General features: G+C 64.4%; 17 protein-coding genes. 7 read left to right on the top strand and 10 right to left on the bottom strand.

The window, feature by feature from the left end; genetic code table 11:
- Positions 1 to 24: 24 nt before the first annotated feature.
- The 3 genes from AC07UX_RS08830 to AC07UX_RS08840 all read right to left on the bottom strand — a co-directional run bounded on the left by AC07UX_RS08830 (position 25) and on the right by AC07UX_RS08840 (position 3782).
- Positions 25 to 1275 carry a PepSY-associated TM helix domain-containing protein gene (locus AC07UX_RS08830; protein ID WP_495191528.1) on the bottom strand — a complete coding sequence of 417 codons (1251 nt, stop codon included), beginning with the start codon at positions 1273 to 1275 and terminating at the stop codon, positions 25 to 27.
- Complete coding sequence (locus AC07UX_RS08835; RefSeq protein ID WP_495191529.1) at positions 1275 to 3296, bottom strand: TonB-dependent receptor family protein; 2022 nt, start codon at positions 3294 to 3296, stop codon at positions 1275 to 1277. Before AC07UX_RS08835 ends, AC07UX_RS08830 begins: the two co-directional genes overlap by 1 nt.
- A gap of 75 nt (positions 3297 to 3371) precedes the next feature.
- On the bottom strand, positions 3372 to 3782 hold the full coding sequence (locus AC07UX_RS08840) for a DUF2946 family protein (protein WP_495191530.1): 411 nt from the start codon (positions 3780 to 3782) through the stop codon (positions 3372 to 3374).
- 106 nt (positions 3783 to 3888) lie between these two features.
- Here AC07UX_RS08840 and AC07UX_RS08845 point away from each other — a divergent pair, with 106 nt between their 5' ends.
- A complete protein-coding gene (locus AC07UX_RS08845; protein ID WP_120250752.1) occupies positions 3889 to 4299 on the top strand; it encodes a MerR family transcriptional regulator in 411 nt (136 codons plus the stop codon).
- A gap of 49 nt (positions 4300 to 4348) precedes the next feature.
- Positions 4349 to 6151 (top strand): acyl-CoA dehydrogenase C-terminal domain-containing protein, encoded by a 1803-nt coding sequence (locus AC07UX_RS08850; protein ID WP_495191531.1) that lies wholly within the window; start codon positions 4349 to 4351, stop codon positions 6149 to 6151.
- A gap of 58 nt (positions 6152 to 6209) precedes the next feature.
- Here AC07UX_RS08850 and AC07UX_RS08855 read toward each other — a convergent pair whose 3' ends face one another.
- The gene (locus AC07UX_RS08855; RefSeq protein WP_495191532.1) at positions 6210 to 6401 is read right to left on the bottom strand and encodes a hypothetical protein; all 192 of its coding nucleotides are present in this window, start codon (positions 6399 to 6401) and stop codon (positions 6210 to 6212) included.
- A gap of 208 nt (positions 6402 to 6609) precedes the next feature.
- On the opposite strand from AC07UX_RS08855, the gene AC07UX_RS08860 reads away from it, so the two are divergent.
- Positions 6610 to 7905 carry an amino acid permease gene (locus tag AC07UX_RS08860; protein ID WP_495191533.1) on the top strand — a complete coding sequence of 432 codons (1296 nt, stop codon included), beginning with the start codon at positions 6610 to 6612 and terminating at the stop codon, positions 7903 to 7905.
- Positions 7906 to 8002: 97 nt separating this feature from the next.
- On the opposite strand, the gene dnaJ is transcribed toward AC07UX_RS08860, so the two are convergent.
- Together dnaJ and dnaK are read right to left on the bottom strand one after the other, a co-directional pair.
- Positions 8003 to 9151 (bottom strand): molecular chaperone DnaJ, encoded by a 1149-nt coding sequence (gene dnaJ, locus AC07UX_RS08865; protein ID WP_495191534.1) that lies wholly within the window; start codon positions 9149 to 9151, stop codon positions 8003 to 8005.
- 65 nt (positions 9152 to 9216) lie between these two features.
- Positions 9217 to 11118 (bottom strand): molecular chaperone DnaK, encoded by a 1902-nt coding sequence (dnaK, locus tag AC07UX_RS08870; protein ID WP_495191535.1) that lies wholly within the window; start codon positions 11116 to 11118, stop codon positions 9217 to 9219.
- Between the two features lie 175 nt (positions 11119 to 11293).
- Between dnaK and AC07UX_RS08875 the strand changes: the two genes are divergently transcribed.
- Positions 11294 to 11776, top strand: a complete 483-nt coding sequence (locus AC07UX_RS08875; protein ID WP_495191536.1) for a copper chaperone PCu(A)C — start codon at positions 11294 to 11296, stop codon at positions 11774 to 11776.
- A complete protein-coding gene (locus AC07UX_RS08880) occupies positions 11773 to 12243 on the top strand; it encodes a vgr related protein (RefSeq protein WP_495191537.1) in 471 nt (156 codons plus the stop codon). The genes AC07UX_RS08875 and AC07UX_RS08880 overlap by 4 nt, the downstream gene beginning before the upstream one ends.
- A gap of 70 nt (positions 12244 to 12313) precedes the next feature.
- Here AC07UX_RS08880 and AC07UX_RS08885 read toward each other — a convergent pair whose 3' ends face one another.
- From AC07UX_RS08885 to sdhC, 4 genes are all read right to left on the bottom strand, one after another.
- On the bottom strand, positions 12314 to 13369 hold the full coding sequence (locus AC07UX_RS08885) for an ATP-binding protein (RefSeq protein WP_495191538.1): 1056 nt from the start codon (positions 13367 to 13369) through the stop codon (positions 12314 to 12316).
- Between the two features lie 86 nt (positions 13370 to 13455).
- Positions 13456 to 15258 carry a succinate dehydrogenase flavoprotein subunit gene (gene sdhA / locus AC07UX_RS08890; protein WP_495191539.1) on the bottom strand — a complete coding sequence of 601 codons (1803 nt, stop codon included), beginning with the start codon at positions 15256 to 15258 and terminating at the stop codon, positions 13456 to 13458.
- Positions 15255 to 15647, bottom strand: a complete 393-nt coding sequence (gene sdhD / locus AC07UX_RS08895; protein ID WP_495191540.1) for a succinate dehydrogenase, hydrophobic membrane anchor protein — start codon at positions 15645 to 15647, stop codon at positions 15255 to 15257. The genes sdhA and sdhD overlap by 4 nt, the downstream gene beginning before the upstream one ends.
- Positions 15647 to 16042: a succinate dehydrogenase, cytochrome b556 subunit gene (gene sdhC, locus AC07UX_RS08900; protein WP_495191541.1), complete on the bottom strand. Its 396-nt coding sequence runs from the start codon at positions 16040 to 16042 to the stop codon at positions 15647 to 15649. The genes sdhD and sdhC overlap by 1 nt, the downstream gene beginning before the upstream one ends.
- A gap of 240 nt (positions 16043 to 16282) precedes the next feature.
- Here sdhC and AC07UX_RS08905 point away from each other — a divergent pair, with 240 nt between their 5' ends.
- The gene (locus tag AC07UX_RS08905) at positions 16283 to 17575 is read left to right on the top strand and encodes a methyl-accepting chemotaxis protein (RefSeq protein WP_495191842.1); all 1293 of its coding nucleotides are present in this window, start codon (positions 16283 to 16285) and stop codon (positions 17573 to 17575) included.
- Positions 17576 to 17670: 95 nt separating this feature from the next.
- Complete coding sequence (locus tag AC07UX_RS08910; RefSeq protein ID WP_495191542.1) at positions 17671 to 18681, top strand: 50S ribosomal protein L11 methyltransferase; 1011 nt, start codon at positions 17671 to 17673, stop codon at positions 18679 to 18681.
- Positions 18682 to 18690: the final 9 nt, after the last annotated feature.

Consider the following 18690-nt stretch of genomic DNA (forward strand, 5'->3'; position numbering starts at 1 on the left):
AGTCCTTCGCGGCCTGAAAATAAACTAGGTCCCCCACATCCGAACGGCGAGCCGACCGGCCAGCCATTCGCCCGCCAGCGCCGCAAGCATCGACAGGCCGGTGAGCGGGAAGAGCAGGCCAAGACCCAGCATCAACCCGGCGACCATGCGCTGGGTGCCCGGTGGCGCAGGCGGCGGCTTGGCGAACCGGCGTTTCCACCAGAGGATCGGCGCGGTCAGGCAGAGGGCGAGCAGGCAGAGGCAGCCGGCCAGCATCAGCAGCCGGTTCGGTTCCCCATATTGCTGGCCCTGATGGGTCGCGACGCCCCATTCGACGCTTTTGGCGCCAGCGCCAAACTGGCGCCAGTCCATGTTCTGCACCACAGCGCCAGTGCCCGCGTCGATGGTGATGGCACGAGCATCGTCGGCGCGGGTGGTGAGCGCAGTGACCAGATAGGGCGCGCCGGGGCTGGATGGCAGGAACAGCTGATAGCCGGAAGCCAGGCCATGGCGCCCCGCGATCCGGGCTACGGCATCGACGCCGACGTCGCCGGGATCGCCGCCTGGCGCATTATCCTCTCGCAGGGTCCAGGGCAGCGCCTGCTTCGCTGCCGGCGCCCAGGGGTTGACCTTCATGGGCGGACGGCCCGCGCCATTGGCTGCGATGACGGCGCGCAGGCCGCCGCCCCATACATCCGTCCAGGGCATCCCGGTGACGGCCAGGAACAGGATCACGCCGGCCGACAGAAAGCCGAGCGTGCCATGCAGGTCGCGCCAGAAAAGCCGTCCGCCGGCGCGCCCCCGGATCGCCAGTGCCGGGCTGCCGCGCCGGGGCCAACGCAGATAGAGGCCGGTGATGCAAAGCAGGATCGCCCAGCCCGCCACCACCTCCACCAGCCGGTTGCCGATCGGGCCGGTCAGCGCCAGGCTGTGCAGGTCGCGGACCGTCTGCATGATGCCGCCATCGTGCATCTGGCCCAGCGGGCGCCCGCTGAAGGGATCGACGAACGTGACGGTCGATCCTGTCGTCACGCGCCAGCTTTCGTTGCGCCGGGCGGGCACCAGCAATTGGGTTGCCGGTGCTCCCGTCCCCCGTGCAGCTTCGATCAGGCGCGATGGCGGCAGTGGTTGCGCATCCGGCGGCGCGGTAATCCGCACCGGATAAAGGAACGCCTCCACTTCCGGCTTGTAGAGATAAAGGGCGCCGGTCACTGCCATCAGCGCCAGCACCGGCAGGACGATGAGGCCGGCATAGAAATGCCAGCGCCACATGGCGCGATACAGGTCCCGCTCCATCAGAAGCGCGCCCGCACGCCGGCATAGAAGGCGCGCCGTTCGACAGGATAGAAGATTGCGCGACTGGTCGCGGGCAACGCGGCATAGTTCACCACGGCGCTGACATCGCCGATGGCGCGCTCCCCGGTCAGGTTGCGGGCGTCGAGGAACAGGGTGACACCATCGCGCAGTTGCGCCTGTGCCCCCAGGTTGAGCAGCGCATAATTGCCAACCCGCTTGCTGTTGGCATAATCGACCCAGGCGCCCTGCGGCAGCCATTCGACCGCCGGCGCAATGCTGAGCCTTTCGGTGCCCAGCGTTAGTTCCGCGCGATAGAAATGGCGCGGCACCACCGGCAGGCGATTGTCGCCGAATTGCGCATCGTCGCGGAACCGGAAATCGCTGAATTGATAGACCTGTCGCAGGCTGGCCCAGGGCGTCAGGGTCAGGTCCAGCCCGGCCTCGATCCCCTGATGCCGGGTACGGTCGGCATTGAAGGTCGCGGCGGGGATGGTGCCGGCGATGACGCTATATTGCAGCATCTCGCCCTGTATGTCCGCACGATAGAGGCTGACATCCCAGGCCGCGATGCCCCGCCGGCCGCGCGTGCCGATTTCTGCCGTCCATGCCTTTTGCAGGCCGACCGGCGTGAAGCCCGGTGCGCCACCCGTCGGCGTCTGGCTGAGTTCGCCAAAGCCGGGCATTTCGACCGAGCGGCTATAATTGGCATAGAATTGCAGGGTTTCGGCAGGCTCATAGAGCAGCCCCAGTCTGGGTGCCAAGCTGTCGAAGCTGGCGTCGCCGCTGCGCGCCGGGACAAGGCGATTGGCGATCCGCCGCTCGCCATGGCTGTAGAGGCCGCCTGCGATCAGCCAGAGGTTCGCGGCGGGCGCGATCCGCGCTTCGGCATAGCTGTTGATCGTCTGCGCCTTTTGCAGGGCATTGGCGGTCAACGCGCCGGACCTGCCGTTCAGGTTCACGAACTGGCGCGCCACCGTGCGCCCGAATCGCGCCTGGCTGCCCAGCGTCAGGGCCACCGGCATGCCGGCAAGGTCGCCTTTGAGGTCGAGGCTGGCGAAAAGGCCGCGATCCTCCGACGTCTGGTCGATCAATTGATAGATGGGGTGGGACAAAGCCTTAGCATTGTAGAAGAGGCCGAAGGCCAGCGCGCCATGAGAAAGGTCGATGGTGGTGCGATTCTGGAGACGGATCGAATCGATGTCCCGGGCCTGATTGCCGGTGAAATTGCCCTTGCCGGGGTTGGCCAGCGCGTCCGATTCGCCCAATGCGCCTGCCAGATGCTGGCGGATGGTCTGGGCGCTGGCATAGAAGCGGGTTTCCACCCCCTCCCCCAGCTTCAGCCCGACATTGCCGTTGAAGCGCAGCGCCTTGCGGTCGCCATGGGCGCGGTCGCTGTCGGACCGGTCGCCTGAGACAGCGAGATAGACATCCGCGCGATCATCGGCATGGCCATAGGCGATCTTGCCGCGCAGCGTGTCGAAGCTGCCGCCGTCGATGCGTATCTCCGTGCCCGGCATGCTGCGTCCGGTCGGCGTCACGGCATTGATCGCCCCGCCCAGCGTCGATCCGCCGAAGCGGAGCGCATTGCCGCCGCGATAGACTTCCAGATGCTGGAAAATTTGCGGGTCGAGTTCCTGGAAGTCGCCATTGTCGTCGGCGCTGTTGATGGGGATACCATCCTGCAACAGCGTGAGGCCCCGCATATGATAGCCGCGCGACAGGCCCGATCCGCGGATGGAAATGCGCACCTCCTGCCCGAAGCGCGGCTGGGTATAGACGCCGGGGGAGAAGGCTAGCGCATCGCGTAGCGAGACGGCGGCCTTGTTCGCGAAGTCGTCGGCGGCGACGACATCGACGCCGCCGGGGGTCTGCTGGACGCGGGTGGCGGCTTCTTCGACGATCGGGCTGGCGGTGACGATGATGGCGCTTTGTTCGGCCTCCTCCGCCCAGACAGAGTTGGTGGACAGGACAAGGATCAGGGCGCACAGCGGCAGGCCGCGCGCGACATGGTAATGACGCATGAATGGGGTAACTTTCTGAAAGAATAACGAGATTTCGGCAGGCTAGACTGGGACGAGCCAGAGAGCCTGTGACGTTCAGAAAGTGGCGGGGGGTCCCAGGGATGGCGGCGGCGGCGCGGCCAGGCGGGCGATCAGCCCTGTTTTGAGCGCGAAGGCGATCGGGCCGAAAGCCAGGTGCCAGGCGGGTAGCGGCAGGTCGGCTGCCATGAGCGGCGGGACCAGCGGCTGCACCGATGCTGCGAACGGGCAATGCTGCTGCCCGGTCATGCCGTCGTCGGAGTGATGACTGCCCTTTTCGGGTGCCGCGCCACGCGGCACGACGACATTGACCGGTCCAGTGCCGGTACAGAGCGTCACCACGACGCCCCGTTCCGTGCGCACCGGCATGAAGCCGGATGGCGCGATCAGCTGGATGGCGAGCACGAGCAAAGCCAGCGCCGCCAGCAGCGCGCGTGCCTTCTCCGACCGTCTGATCGCCCCCATCATGTTCCTGACGTAGCGGCGACAAGCTGCCTTGTCATCCGGGCAAAAGGTCCAAGCCGACCATTCACTCACCTTGACGTAAACGTAAAGGCTATTTACATCTCCTGTCATGAACACGCGCAGCAGCATCGCCGGCATCGAATTGCCCGACCATAGCGAACGGCAAAGCTACACGATCACCGACCTGTCCGAGGAATTCGGGGTCACGGCCCGCGCGCTGCGCTTTTATGAGGATGAAGGGCTGATCTCGCCGGAACGGCAGGGCCTCGCCCGCATCTATTCGCGCCGCGACCGCGCCCGCCTCGCCTGGATATTGCGCGGCAAGCGGGTCGGGTTCAGCCTGACCGAGATTCGCGAGATGATCGACCTTTATGACGCCGACGAAGCGCATGAGGCGCAGCGGCGCGTCACCGTGGACAAGTGCAAGGCGCGGATCGACCTGCTGACCCGGCAAAAGGACGATATCGACGCGGCCATCACGGAGCTGGCCAGCTTCATCACGACCATCGAACAGAAATAATCCCCCTCCCCCCGCCGGGGAGACTTAGAAGAATAATCAGGAGAAGATCATGCCCAGCTATGCCGCCCCCGTTCGCGACACCCGCTTCGTGCTGGACCATATTGTCGGGCTGGACCGCTATGCCAACCTGCCCGGATTTGAAAATGCCACGCCCGATCTGGTCGAGGCAATTTTGACCGAAGGCGGCAAGATGGCGGCCGAAGTGCTGTTTCCGCTCAATGCCGTGGGTGACAAGGAAGGCTGCACCCGTCACCCCGACGGCAGCGTGACCACGCCCACCGGCTTCAAGGCCGCGTTCGACCAGTTTGTCGCAGGCGGCTGGACCACGATCCACGGCCCGGCCGAATTTGGCGGTCAGGGCCTGCCCAGCGTGCTGGCGACGGCGGTGGACGAATATGTGCTGTCGGCCAATCAGGCGTTCGAAATGTATCATGGGCTGACCGCCGGCGCCGTCGCGGCGCTGATCGCCAAGGGCAGCGCCGAACTGCAACAACGCTATATTCCCAAGATGGTGTCGGGCGAATGGACCGGCACGATGAACCTGACCGAACCCCATTGCGGCACCGACCTTGGCCTCATCAAGACCAAGGCCGTGCCGCAGGCCGATGGCAGCTTCAGCATCACCGGCACGAAGATCTTCATTTCGGCGGGCGAGCATGACCTGGCCGACAATATCATCCACCTCGTTCTTGCCAAGACGCCGGATGCACCGGAAGGCAGCAAGGGCATTTCCCTGTTCGTCGTTCCGAAGATGTTCGTGGGCGACGATGGCGCATTGGGGGATCGCAATGCCGTGTCCTGTGGATCGATCGAGCATAAGATGGGAATCCATGGCAACGCCACCTGCGTCATGAATTATGACGGCGCGACCGGCTGGATCGTGGGCGAGGAGAATAAGGGCCTGGCCGCGATGTTCATCATGATGAACGCGGCGCGGCTGGGCGTGGGCCTTCAAGGGCTGGGCCAGGCGGAGATCGCGTTCCAGAATGCCGTTCATTATGCCAAGGATCGTCGTCAGGGGCGCGCACTGACGGGGCCGAAGGAGCCGAACGAAAAGGCCGACACGCTGTTCGTCCATCCCGACGTGCGCCGCATGCTGATGGAAGCCAAGGCAATGACGGAGGGTCTGCGCGCGCTGATCCTGTGGACGTCGCTGCAAGTCGACCTGTCGCACCATGCCGCGACGGAAGAAGAGCGTCAGGCGGCCGACGATTTGCTCCAACTGCTGACCCCGGTGGTCAAGGGCTATGGCACCGATCGCGGCTTCGACGTGGCGGTCGCCTGCCAGCAGGTGTTCGGCGGCCATGGCTACATCTGGGAAAATGGCGTGGAGCAATATGTGCGCGACGCCCGCATCGCCCAGATTTACGAAGGCACCAACGGCGTGCAGGCGATGGACCTGGTGGGCCGCAAGCTGCCGATGAACGGCGGGCGGGCGCTCCAGTCCTTCCTCAAGATGGTGGGCGAGGACGTCGCCACCGCCAAGGCCGACGAAAAGCTGGCGCCGATCGCCGAAGCGCTGGAAAAGGCCAGCGGCCAGCTAGGCGCGGCGACCATGTGGCTGATGCAGAATGCGATGAAGAACCCCGAACATGCCGGGGCCGGCGCGCATCATTATATGCATATTTTGGGTATCGTCGCGACCGGCCTGATGTGGCTTCGCATGGCAAAGGCCGCGACCACGCTGATCGCGGCGGGCGAAGGGGACGCCAAATATCTGGAGGCGAAGCTGGTGACGGCGCGCTTCTTTGCCGAACGCATCATGCCCGATGCAGGGTCTCTGCGGCGCAAGATCGAGGGCGGTGCCGACGCCCTTATGGCGCTCGATCCGGATATGTTTCTGGCAGCCTGATCCGGCGACCAATATCATGCGAAGGGCGGTCCATCGGGCCGCCCTTTCCGCATGGACATCATGCTGCGAGCGGCAGCCGCTCTTCGACGGGGACGGGCGTCACATCGTCTGCAACCGGCGCGGTCGCCTCGGTCTTATTGAGCGCGGAAATATAGCGCTCGGCAGAGACGACGTCGCGGCGATAGGAGAAATACAGCGCAAGAAGGGAAAACATGACAGGGCCTTTATTGACTTTGCTGCGTTGCAGCATCGCAGCCTATCTGGGCTTTTGAGCGCGCCTTCGCAAATGCAATGCGGGCGAGGGCGATTGCAGGAATTACATGTTGCGACCGGGAGCGCCCCTTTGGTCTCCCCTTCCAGTAACGGGCGGAGTTCTATCAGGTTTCCCGTCCATGCCAGAGCATCACGGCCATTCGCCTCCCCTAGCAATCGGCCAGACACGCCATTAGGGTTCGGACATGTGCCACCAGCCCGATCGTGCGACCGCCGCAGCCTCCTCTTCCCGCACGCTGGGCCTGGCAGCCTGCATCGCCCTCGTCATGGGCAATATGATCGGGTCGGGCGTGTTCCTGCTGCCTGCCAGCCTCGCGCCGTTCGGCTGGGATGCGGTGGCGGGGTGGGGCTTCACCATCGCCGGATCGCTGGTGCTCGCCTTCGTCATCGCGAGACTGACCGTCGCCATGCCGGACGCCAACGCATCGCAGATGATCGCGCGGGCTTATGGGCCGCTGGCGGGCTTTGCGATCGGCTGGATCTACTGGATTTCCATCATCATCACCAACGTCACCATCGCGGTGGCGGCGACCGCGAATCTGAGCAGCATCATGCCGGTGCTGGCGAAGCCCGGCCTGGGCGCCGTCTGCTCCATCGCGTTCCTGTGGGCGATGACGGGTATCAACCTGATCGGTGCGCGGGCAGCCGGCCTGACGCAGATCGCCACCACCTGCATCAAGTTGGTGCCGATCCTCGTCGCTCTCATTGTGCTGTCGATCATCCTGAGCAACGGTAGCGCGCAGGTCGAACCCTTCCCTGCGCAGGGGCTGACCGGGGCTGGCATCACCGCTTCGGCCGCATTGACGCTCTGGGCCCTGCTGGGTTTCGAATCGGCCAGCGTGGCGGCGGATAAGGTACGCGATCCCGCCCGCACCATCCCGCGCGCCACGCTCATCGGCACGGCGGCAACCGGCCTTATCTATCTGATCGTCTGCTCCGGTATCGCGCTGACCCTGCCCGCCGCGGAAACGCAGACCGGATCGCCCTTCGGCGCGTTCGTCAGCCATTATTGGTCGGCGGGACCGGCCCGCTTCATCGCCATTTTCGTGGTGATCAGCTGCCTTGGTGCGCTCAATGGCTGGACGCTGCTCCAGGGCGAAGTGCCATTGGCAATGGCGCGGGCGGGTGAATTGCCGCGCTGGCTGGCGGCTACGGATGCCAAGGGCACGCCGGTGCGCGGGCTGATCCTGTCGACCGTGCTGGCCAGCCTGATGCTGGTCGCGAACAGCTTGCAGGGGTTGGTGGCATTGTTCACGGCGATGGCGCTTCTGGCGACGTCGGCGACGCTGTGGCTCTATGTGGGATGTGCGCTGGCCAGCCTGAGATTCCGGCTGGTGATGCCGGCGGCGGTTATCGGGCTGGGCTACGCGCTCTGGACATTATGGGGCGCCGGACTGGTGGCGAGCGGGTCGAGTATCCTGCTGATGCTGGCGGGCCTGCCCTTTTACTGGTGGGCGCGGCGGGGGCGTAAGGCGTCGTAAATCATCCGTTCGGTTCGAGTCTGTCGAGAACTGTCGTCGATACGCCTTCTCGACTTCGCGCGAAGACTATTCGAACCGAACGGATTTTTTAGAAAATTTAGTCCGCCCACAAATCCTTGAGCTTGGAAAAGAAGCCGCTGACCTGCGGGCATTCCTCACCCGTTTCCGTTTCGCGGAAGGCTTCCAGCAATTCCTTTTGCTTGGCCGTCAGCCTGGTCGGCGTTTCCACCTCGACCTGAATGACCAGGTCGCCATGGCCACGCCCGTTCAGAACCGGCATGCCGCCGCCGCGCTGGCGCAATTGCTTCCCCGACTGGATGCCGGTCGGGATTTTGATCTGATGCCGGATGCCATCCAGCCCCGGCACTTCGATCGACCCGCCCAGCGCCGCCGTGGTGAAGCTGACCGGCGCACGGCAGAATAACGTCGTGCCGTCGCGTTCGAACAGCGCATGCCGCTTTACATGCAGGAAGATGTAGAGGTCGCCCGCAGGAGCGCCGCGCGCGCCGGCTTCGCCCTCGCCCGACAGGCGGATGCGGGTTCCTTCGTCCACGCCGGCCGGGATGTTGACCGACAGGCTCTTGGGCTTGTCCACGCGCCCTTCGCCGCGGCAGGCTTTACACGGGCTTTCGATCACCTGGCCTGCGCCATGGCAGGACGGGCAGGTGCGTTCGACCACGAAGAAGCCCTGCTGCGCACGGACCTGTCCATGGCCCTTGCACGTGCCGCAGGTCTTGACCCCGGTGCCGGGCTGGGCGCCAGACCCCTCGCACGTGTCGCATGCGGCCGATACGTCGATCGCAATCTCGGTCTTCTTGCCGTGATAGGCTTCGTCGAGCGTGATTTCCATGTCGTAGCGCAGGTCCGCGCCGCGACGATTGGCCTGACGCCCGCCACCGCCCTGTCCGCCAAAGCCGGACTGGCCGAAGATCGTCTCGAAAATATCGCCCAGGTCGGAAAAGCCACCGGCTCCACCGCCGCGGAAGCCGCCGCCTCCACCGCCCCCCTGCTGTTGCTGGGTGTAGGCCGCATGACCGTAGCGGTCATAGGCCGCGCGCTTTTGCGGGTCTTTCAGGCAGTCATAGGCTTCAGATACAGCCTTGAACTTGGCTTCGCTGTCCGCGCATCCCCCGGTTTTGTCCGGGTGATATTTCATCGCCATCTTGCGATAGGCGCTCTTGATCACTGCGCCGTCAGCGGTACGCTCGACTTCGAGCAGCTCGTAATAGTCAACTTCGGTCGTCATAGAGGCCCCCGCCCGCTTCGCCCGTCATGCCGATGGCTATCGGCATGACGGGCGATGGGCATAGATTATGCCTTGTTGTTATCGTCGACTTCCGAGAATTCGGCGTCGACGACGTCGTCGTCAGCCTTGGGCGCGTCCGCACCCGGAGCCGCCGCATTGGCCTGCTCCTTCTCGTAGATCGCCTGGCCGAGCTTCATCGCAATGGTCGCGAGTTCCTGCGCCTTGGTCTTCATCGCTTCGGCGTCGCCGCCTTCGATCGCGGTCTTTGTTTCCGCAATCGCCGCTTCGATCTCGCCCTTCAGCGATGCGTCGACCTTATCGCCATGTTCGGCCAGCTGCGCCTCGGTCGTGTGGACCAGGCTTTCGGCATTGTTCTTGGCTTCCGCCGATTCGCGACGCTTCTTGTCGTCTTCGGCAAAGCGCTCGGCATCCTTGACCATCTGGTCGATATCGGCGTCGCTAAGACCGCCCGACGCCTGGATGCGGATCTGCTGTTCCTTGCCGGTGCCCTTGTCCTTGGCGGACACGTTGACCAGGCCGTTGGCGTCGATGTCGAACGTGACTTCGATCTGTGGCACGCCGCGCGGAGCAGGCGGAATACCGAGCAGGTCGAACTGGCCGAGGATCTTGTTGTCCGCCGCCATTTCACGCTCGCCCTGGAACACGCGGATGGTCACCGCCTGCTGATTGTCGTCGGCGGTCGAATAGACCTGCGACTTTTTCGCGGGGATGGTGGTGTTGCGGTCGATCATGCGGGTGAACACGCCACCCAGCGTTTCGATGCCCAGGCTCAGCGGGGTCACGTCGAGCAGCAGCACGTCCTTGACGTCGCCCTGAAGCACGCCGGCCTGGATCGCCGCGCCCATGGCGACGACTTCGTCCGGGTTCACGCCGGTATGCGGTTCCTTGCCGAAAAATTCCTTCACGGCTTCGCGCACCTTGGGCATGCGGGTCATGCCGCCGACGAGGACGACTTCGCTGATGTCGCTGGCCGACACGCCTGCGTCCGCCATCGCCTTCTTGACCGGGTCCATCGTGCGCTTGATGAGGTCGGCGACCAGACGCTCCAGATCGGCGCGGGTGATCGTCTTCACCAGATGCTTGGGACCATTTTGGTCGGCGGTGATGAAGGGCAGGTTGACTTCGGTCGTCTGCGCCGAGGACAGCTCGATCTTCGCCTTTTCAGCGGCTTCCTTCAGACGCTGGAGGGCCAGCTTGTCCTTGGTCAGGTCGATGCTTTCCGCCTTCTTGAAGTCGGCGGCCAGATATTCCACCAGCTTGGCGTCGAAATCTTCGCCGCCCAGGAAGGTGTCGCCGTTGGTCGACTTCACTTCGAACACGCCGTCCCCGATTTCGAGAATCGAAATGTCGAACGTACCGCCGCCAAGGTCATAGACCGCGATCGTCTTGCCGTCCTGCTTGTCGAGGCCGTAGGCCAGCGCAGCCGCAGTCGGCTCGTTGATGATGCGCAGCACCTCAAGGCCTGCGATCTGGCCGGCGTCCTTGGTCGCCTGACGCTGGGCGTCGTTGAAGTAGGCGGGCACGGTGATGACCGCCTGCGTCACGGTTTCGCCGAGATAGGATTCGGCGGTTTCCTTCATCTTCTGAAGCGTGAAGGCGCTGATCTGCGACGGGCTATATTCCTCGCCACCGGCCTTGACCCAGGCGTCGCCATTCGGGCCCTTCGCGATGTCGTAGGGAACGAGCTCCATGTCCTTCTTGGTCAACGGATCGTCGAAGCGGCGGCCGATAAGGCGCTTTACCGCAAAAATCGTGTTGTCCGGATTGGTGACCGCCTGGCGCTTGGCCGGCTGACCGATCAGACGCTCGCCATCCTTGGCGAAGGCGACGATCGAGGGCGTGGTCCGCGCCCCTTCCGCATTTTCGATGACCTTGGGCTTGCCGCCATCCATGACAGCGACACAGCTGTTGGTGGTACCCAGATCGATCCCGATTACTTTTGCCATCTCTTCCTCTTGTAACCCCAAACATATTCAGCGGTTGACGGCCATATGCCTCACATAAGCGCCAAGGCAAGGCCGGTCTGCAAAGCGGGATATAGGCGCGGTTACGCTTGGCACAAGACGCTGGGGCGTTTACCTGATGGATCGACCAGAAACGAGACAAGTTATGGAGTGTCGGATGCGCGCGCGCTTTGCCCTTTTCGCCCTGGCGGCCCCCTTGGCGCTCAGCGCCTGCGGCGACCCTGCGCCATCCTATATCGACCAGGCCTGGGTGCGGCTGTCGCCCAACAAGGACACGCCTTCGGCGGGCTATTTCGTCGTCCATGGCGGGGATGCGGGGGTGCAGTTGCGCGGCGTACTGACCGACTATGCGCTCAAGGTCGAAATGCACGAGACGGTGAGCAAGGACGGCATGACCACGATGGAGCGGATCGAAAGCGTCGATGTGCCGCCCAAGGGGCAGGTCGCCTTCGCGCCGGGGGCCAGGCATCTGATGATCTGGGGCATCAACGATACGGCGATCAGCCGGGGCAAGATGCAGTTCACTTTCCTGATGGGCAATGGCGACCGGCTGCTGGTGGACGCGGTGATCCGCAAGCCCGAAGCGGCTGGCGCGGCAAAGCCCGCCGATAACGCGGCACCCGGAACGCCTCAACATTGACCAGCCGCCTACTGACGCAGCAGGAGGCGGCGCTGGCCCGGACCCTGTTCGGGGCGGAAATCGACTATGGCAAGGTGCGCGTGCATGCGCGCAAATGGTGGCCGTTCCAGCCGAGGAACGTCACCATGGCGCCGGACGGCGACCTGTGGTTCCATCCGGATGGCGGGCTGTTCTGCAGGGATTTCTGCGACACTCCGCTGCATATCCAGGGGCATTTCATCCATGAGATGACCCATGTGTGGCAGGCGCAACGATCCGGAAAATGGTGGCTGCCGCTGATGCGCCACCCCTTTTGCCGCTATGGCTATGATGTGGTGCCCGGCAAGCCGTTCGCGCGATATGGAATAGAGCAGCAGGCGGAGATCGTGCGCCATGCGTTTTTGCTGCGACGGGGTATCGCGGTGGCGGGCAAGCCGGGGCTGGATGTGTATGAGGCGCTATTGCCATTTGGCAGGGCGGACGGCTGAGCGACGGTTGTCGGCCCTCCCCTGCCAGGGGAGGATTGACCTCAGCTCGTGATCGTCAGTTGGCCCCGCTTCACCAAGCTCCAGCCAGCATCCCTTCCAGCAATAGCGCGAAACTCATGCCGTCGGCGCGCGCCGCTATGGCGGACAGGCAGTCCTGGTCGTCACGACCGGGGCGGCCGGGACCGGTCATGTTGGGCTTCATGTTGAGGTCGAACAATGTGTAGGCGCCGCTGGCGTCCGCACGGCAATCGATGCGGATGACGGCGCGCGCGCCGACCAGCGCCGCCGCCCGGACGCAGGCGTCCAGCATCGCTTGAACGGCCGGTGCCGCCAGTTCCGATTCGTTGATCGCTACGCTGTTGGCGGTCACGGCGACGTCGCCATTATAGGGCGCCACGCCGTCCTTCTGGTTGAAGCGACGCACGGGGCGCAGTGCCCGGTAGGTACCGTCGAGCGGCGGCATCACCGTGACCGTGACCTCTTCCCCGGCCAGATATTCCTCGACGATCAGTGTATCGCCGAATTTCGCGTCCGCGATCAGGGCGGTCGCTGCCGACAGCAACCCTGCCAGATCGGCAACCCGGCTGACGCCCTGACTGCCGCGCCCGCGCACCGGCTTCACGATCAGCGGAAAGCTCAACGCCGTTTCCGCGATCGCCGCAACGACATCCGCCAGCGCCGACACGCCCGGCCGCGCCGCCTGCGCCATCAGGAAGGAGCGTGCGACCGGCAGGCCCGCCGCCTCCAGCATCCGGTTCGTGGCGAATTTGTCGTCATAGCGCTGCATCAGTTCGGGCAATTGCCCCACGATCCGCACCTGTCCCAGCACGGCTTCGAGCGGATGCCCTTCGAACAGCACGCTGTTGGCCCACAGGATGTTGGCACCCGCGGCGATCGCCTCCGCGATGCCGTCGGCCGTGTCGGGGAACACCCAGTCGAGCGGCCGGGCGGGATCGGGAGCGGCCACCGGGGTCACCACCCGATGTCCCCGCCCGCGCAGCACGAACCCGATATCCGCGCCGCCATCGGAATAGCCGCCCGGCTTGGCATCCTTGCGCAGCCCGTCGATCACCGGCGGCGGCAGCGCCTGATAGAGGATGGCGATCGCGTCCTGCTGCTGCGTCATGTCGTCTCCACATCCTGCCCGAATGAAAAGGGGGCCAGCCCTGCGGCCAGCCCCCTCCTCAAACTTCTGCCTTGGAACGCAATGTCTTAATAGACGCGCGCCTTGGGCTTCACATATTCCGCTTCGTCGGTCATCGTATAGTCGTGGACCGGGCGATAATCGAGCGTCACCTTGCCGCCCGAACCACCCCAGCCTTCGAACCAGCTGATGGTGTGCTTCATCCAGTTTTCGTCGTCGCGGTTCGGGAAATCCTCATGCGCATGGGCGCCGCGCGATTCCTTGCGCGCTTCGGCGCCTTCCATCGTGCAGATGGCCTGGCTCATGAGGTTGTCCAGTTCCAGCGTCTCGATGAGGTCGGTGTTCCAGATCAGCGAACGATCGCTGACCTTGACGTCCTGAAGCCGCTTGTTGACCGCCTGCATCTGGGTGACGCCTTCCGACAGCAGGGCGCTGTCGCGGAACACGGCGGCATGCTTCTGCATGGTCCGCTGCATGTCCATGCGGATATCCGCCGTCGGCGTGCTGCCCTTCGCATTGCGATAATGGTCGAGGCGGCTGAGCGCCAGATCGGCGGCATCGGCCGGCAGCGCCTTGTGCGGCGCATTGGGCTTCAGATTTTCCTTCAGGAACAGGCCCGTGGCCCGGCCGAACACGACAAGGTCGATGAGGCTGTTGGAGCCGAGGCGGTTCGCGCCATGGACCGACACGCAGGCCGCTTCGCCGACCGCGAACAGGCCCTTGACGATCACTTCCGGATCGTCGCCAACCTTCGTCACCACCTGACCATGATAGTTACAGGGGATGCCGCCCATATTGTAATGGACCGTCGGCGTCACCGGCAGCGGTTGGCGGGTAAGGTCCACGCCCGCGAAAATCTTGCCGCTTTCGGTGATGCCGGGCAGGCGCTCTGCCAGCACCTTGGGATCGATATGGTCGAGGTGCAGGAAGATATGATCCTTATGCTCGCCCACGCCGCGCCCTTCGCGCATTTCCATCGCCATCGAACGCGACACGACGTCGCGCGACGCCAGATCCTTGGCCGACGGGGCATAGCGTTCCATGAACCGCTCGCCTTCGGAGTTGGTGAGGTAACCGCCCTCGCCACGCGCGCCTTCGGTGATGAGCACGCCCGCGCCGTAGATGCCGGTCGGGTGGAACTGCACGAACTCCAGATCCTGGAGCGGCAGACCCGCGCGCAGCACCATGCCGCCGCCGTCGCCGGTGCAGCTATGGGCCGAGGTGGCGGAGAAATAGGCGCGGCCATAGCCGCCCGTCGCCAGCACGACCGCATGGCTGCGGAAGCGATGAATCGAACCATCTTCCATGCAGATCGCGATGACGCCACGGCACTCGCCATTTTCCATGATGAGGTCGATGGCGAAATATTCGATGTAGAAGTCCGCGTCATATTTCAGCGACTGCTGATAGAGCGCGTGCAGCATGGCATGACCGGTACGGTCCGCCGCGGCGCAGGTGCGCTGCACCGGCGGGCCGGCGCCCATATTCTGCATGTGGCCGCCGAAAGGACGCTGATAGATCGTCCCATCCTCGTTACGGCTGAACGGCACGCCGGCATGTTCCAGCTCGATCACCGCCGCCGGCGCTTCACGCACCATATATTCGATGGCGTCCTGGTCGCCCAGCCAGTCCGACCCCTTGACGGTGTCGTACATGTGCCAGGTCCAGTGGTCGGGCGAATTGTTGCCCAGCGACGCGGCGATGCCGCCCTGCGCCGCCACGGTATGGCTGCGGGTCGGGAACAGCTTGGTGATGCAGGCGGTCTTGAGGCCCGCTTCGGCGCTGCCCATGGTCGCGCGCAGGCCGGAGCCGCCCGCGCCCACGACGACGGTGTCGTAGGTATGGTCGATGATCTTATAGGCTTCGGTCATGGCTTGACGACCCCGATGAAGGCGATCTTGGCGATCGCGAAGATGCCGGCGGCCGCGCCGCCAAAGGCATAGAAATTGAGCACAAGCATGGAGAAGAAGGCCAGTCCCTTGTCATGGACATAATCCTCCAGCATCACCTGCATGCCCAGACGCAGGTGCCAGAAGATGCTGACGATCATCAGCATCATCGGCACCGCGACCAGCGGATTGTGAATCCAGCTGACGACGCTTTCATAATCCAGGCCGGGCAGGCTGAGCAGGCTGAAGAGCAGCCACAGGGTCAGCAGCAGATTGCCGACGGCAGTGTAGCGCTGCGCCAGCCAATGATGCGCGCCATGCTTGGCGGAGCCGAGGCCGCGAACGCGACCGATGCCAGTACCGGTACCCATCAGAGCGCCTTTCCGAAGATGGTGAGCCAGACGAAGCCGGTCGTGAGCAACGACAGGATGAAGGTCGCGATCGACCACATCTTGTTGTTCTTCAGCTCATAACCCGCGCCCATGTCGAGCACGAAATGGCGGAGGCCCGAAAAGAGATGCTGGAAGAAGAACCAGGAAAGGCCGATCATCACCAGATAGCCGATCGGCGAGGTCGCGCACTTCACGAAGGTCGCATAGGCCTCCGGACCGGTCGCAGCGGCCATCAGCCACCAGATGAGGCCAAGCGCGCCAGCGGTCGCCAGACCGTTGCCCGTTACGCGGTGCATGATGGAGACGGCCATGGCCGGCCCCCATTTCCAGATCGTCAAATGCGGCGAGAGCGGCCGGCTGTTGGAACGCGCCATGTCTACCCTAGTCCTTAGATACTTGTCCCTGAGTCCGCTCCCCTTAAGAGCGAAGCGCCACGAGGGCAAGCAGCGGAAGGCCATAGAAAGTTGCCGAGGCTTTTCCGATAAGCGCCAGCAGGCATAAGAAGTGATTAACCAACCCACGCTAATGATCGAACGCGAACCGATCATGTCTTCAGCAAGGGCCGTTCCCGCATGCCGTCCAGTCTCCCCTCCGCCGCCATCACATCGGACTATATGGCGGACGTCGACCCCACCGGCGCGATCGCCCGTGCCGCGCGCGAGGTGGGCGAACTGATCGAGCAGGATCTGGGCAGCGTCAGCGCGACATTCTTTACCACCTATATGCGTGAAACCGGCCTGAAGGATAGGCTTGGCGGCGCCATCATCGCCCGGATCGAGCAGGAAGCGGACCGTTATGTCCGTGAAAAACTGCTGCATTTCGCAGAAGGGCGCTGGGCGCAATCGGCCGCCGACTGTGTGCGGCATGCCCGCAAACATGACGTGTCGGTGCGGTCGGTGATGACCGCCGTGGCCGCCGCGAACGAACGTGTTACCGATCTGATCTGGGAACGCTGCCATGACGACGGCGCACGCTGCCGCAAGTTGCTGAGCATGATGTTGCAGATCGCGATGATCGATTCGGGCTTCATGAGCAATGTGCTGGCCAACGATCAGGCCGAAAACCAGCGTATCGAACGTCAGCGGTACGGTACGCTGTTCGAACAGCGAATCGTCGGCGAAATCGACGGCGCGTCGAAGCTGGGCGAATCGCTGCGCGAACAGGCCAAGGATGCGTCGGCCGCGACGCGCGGCATGTTGGGCAAGGCTTCCGAAGTCGCTGCCGCCGCCGAACAGTCCGCCCTTGCCATGCGCGAAGCCGCCCGCACCTCCGCCGGCCTGATCCGCGCGATCGAGGATGCCCGAACCGAAGTCGAAAGCTCCGCCGAAGTCGCGCGGCGCGCCTCGTCCCAGTCGGGCGACGCGGTCGCGATGTCGGCTACCCTGTCCGAACATGCCAAGTCGATCGAATCGATCCTGGGCCTGATTCGCGACATTGCCGGGCAGACCAACCTGCTCGCGCTCAATGCCACGATCGAGGCGGCCCGCGCCGGTGATGCCGGGCGCGGTTTTGCCGTCGTCGCGCAGGAAGTGAAGAGCCTGGCCAACCAGACCGCCCGTGCCACCGACGAAATTGCCAGCAAGATCGCCGATATCCAAGCCTCGACCCGCCAGTCGGTCGAGACGAACGAGCGCATCCGCGACACGGTGGGCGAAGTGCAGGCCAGCGCCGAGCGTATCCGCCATGCCATGGACGCGCAGGCGCAGACCGTCACCATGATCACCGCCGCCGTGGATGAAACCGCGCTGGCGGCTGATTCGATGTCGACCACCATTTCCGCCATCCGACAGGATACTGAAGTGGTGGCGTCGGAAATCGACCAGTTGGAACGCGGCTTTGTGAGCGTGGAGGGCAAGCTGGCCAGCCTGCGGCATGCCTCGTCCGACTTCGGGCGTCAGGTCGCCTGAGCGGCGCGCTCAAGCAACCTTATCTCCGAACGGATGCTTGCGTAGGGCTGTTGCGAAGCTTCCCCTCCCCCCGCCGCTGGTCTAAAGGCGGCGGGATGAACGATGTCGCAAACGCAGCCCAAAGCCAGCCAGTCCAAAGCTGGAAAGTCACCCTCCCCTGTACCCGCGCCGAAGCGGAGGCGCTGGACGGCGACATTGCGGCCTTCGCCATCATGGACCGGCCACCGGTGCTGATGACCAGCGAGGCTGCGCCCGATGACGACAACGCATGGCAACTCGACGCCTATTTCGAAGGCAAGCCCAGTCCGGCCGCGATCAAGCTGCTGCGCACGCTGGTGCCCAGCGCCGCACGGGTCAAACCGATCGTCGAAGCCCTGCCCGACGAGGATTGGGTAACGCTGAGCCAACAGGGGCTGGAGCCGGTGACGGCCGGCCGTTTCCATGTGCGCAACATCGCCGCCGACCCCGAACTGCCTGGCCACGTCAATTTGCTGATCGAGGCAGGACGTGCCTTTGGCACCGGGCAGCATGAAACCACCGCCGGCTGCCTGGCCATGCTCGACCGGATGCGATCGGTCGGCATGCGTTTTCGCCATGTCGCCGACATCGGCACGGGCACCGGGCTGCTCGCCTTCGCTGCGCTGACCCTGTGGCCGCGTGCCCATACGATCGCGTCGGATATCGACGCCGTCGCCGTGGAAATCACTGCCGACAATGCGCGGACCAATGGCGTGACGCTGGGCGACGGGGCGGGCCGGCTGGCGCTGGTGACGGCGGCGGGCGGCAATCATCCGGCGCTGATCGGGCGAGCGCCCTACGACCTGCTGATCGCCAACATCCTGGCCGGGCCGTTGATCGAATTGGCGCCAGCGCTCTGCGCCCTGGTGGAGGAAGGCGGCAGCATCGTGCTGGCCGGTCTGCTCAACGAACAGGCCGATGCGGTGATCGCCGCCTATCGCGCCCAGGGCATGCGCCTGGCCGAACGCAGCGACCGGGGCGACTGGCCGACATTGCACTTGCGCAAGCGGCCCGTCATCGGCTGGAAGCGCCCGAAGCGCATCGACAGCGCCGCACGCGGCGAAGCCCCCGGTTTCGGCAGCATTTGAAGGATCAGT

Source organism: Sphingobium sp. GW821-FHT02B05, from assembly GCF_059421905.1.

Excerpts from the sequence above, each read along its gene's own strand:
- sdhD (WP_495191540.1), bottom strand. The coding sequence starts at position 15,647 with ATGGGTACCGGTACTGGCATCGGTCGCGTTCGCGGCCTCGGCTCCGCC.
- AC07UX_RS08835 (WP_495191529.1), bottom strand. The coding sequence starts at position 3,296 with ATGCGTCATTACCATGTCGCGCGCGGCCTGCCGCTGTGCGCCCTGATC.
- AC07UX_RS08855 (WP_495191532.1), bottom strand. The coding sequence starts at position 6,401 with ATGCTGCAACGCAGCAAAGTCAATAAAGGCCCTGTCATGTTTTCCCTT.
- AC07UX_RS08850 (WP_495191531.1), top strand. The coding sequence starts at position 4,349 with ATGCCCAGCTATGCCGCCCCCGTTCGCGACACCCGCTTCGTGCTGGAC.
- AC07UX_RS08840 (WP_495191530.1), bottom strand. The coding sequence starts at position 3,782 with ATGATGGGGGCGATCAGACGGTCGGAGAAGGCACGCGCGCTGCTGGCG.
- AC07UX_RS08875 (WP_495191536.1), top strand. The coding sequence starts at position 11,294 with ATGCGCGCGCGCTTTGCCCTTTTCGCCCTGGCGGCCCCCTTGGCGCTC.
- AC07UX_RS08885 (WP_495191538.1), bottom strand. The coding sequence starts at position 13,369 with ATGACGCAGCAGCAGGACGCGATCGCCATCCTCTATCAGGCGCTGCCG.
- AC07UX_RS08845 (WP_120250752.1), top strand. The coding sequence starts at position 3,889 with ATGAACACGCGCAGCAGCATCGCCGGCATCGAATTGCCCGACCATAGC.
- AC07UX_RS08860 (WP_495191533.1), top strand. The coding sequence starts at position 6,610 with ATGTGCCACCAGCCCGATCGTGCGACCGCCGCAGCCTCCTCTTCCCGC.
- sdhC (WP_495191541.1), bottom strand. The coding sequence starts at position 16,042 with ATGGCGCGTTCCAACAGCCGGCCGCTCTCGCCGCATTTGACGATCTGG.
- AC07UX_RS08905 (WP_495191842.1), top strand. The coding sequence starts at position 16,283 with ATGGCGGACGTCGACCCCACCGGCGCGATCGCCCGTGCCGCGCGCGAG.
- sdhA (WP_495191539.1), bottom strand. The coding sequence starts at position 15,258 with ATGACCGAAGCCTATAAGATCATCGACCATACCTACGACACCGTCGTC.
- dnaK (WP_495191535.1), bottom strand. The coding sequence starts at position 11,118 with ATGGCAAAAGTAATCGGGATCGATCTGGGTACCACCAACAGCTGTGTC.
- AC07UX_RS08910 (WP_495191542.1), top strand. The coding sequence starts at position 17,671 with ATGAACGATGTCGCAAACGCAGCCCAAAGCCAGCCAGTCCAAAGCTGG.
- dnaJ (WP_495191534.1), bottom strand. The coding sequence starts at position 9,151 with ATGACGACCGAAGTTGACTATTACGAGCTGCTCGAAGTCGAGCGTACC.
- AC07UX_RS08830 (WP_495191528.1), bottom strand. The coding sequence starts at position 1,275 with ATGGAGCGGGACCTGTATCGCGCCATGTGGCGCTGGCATTTCTATGCC.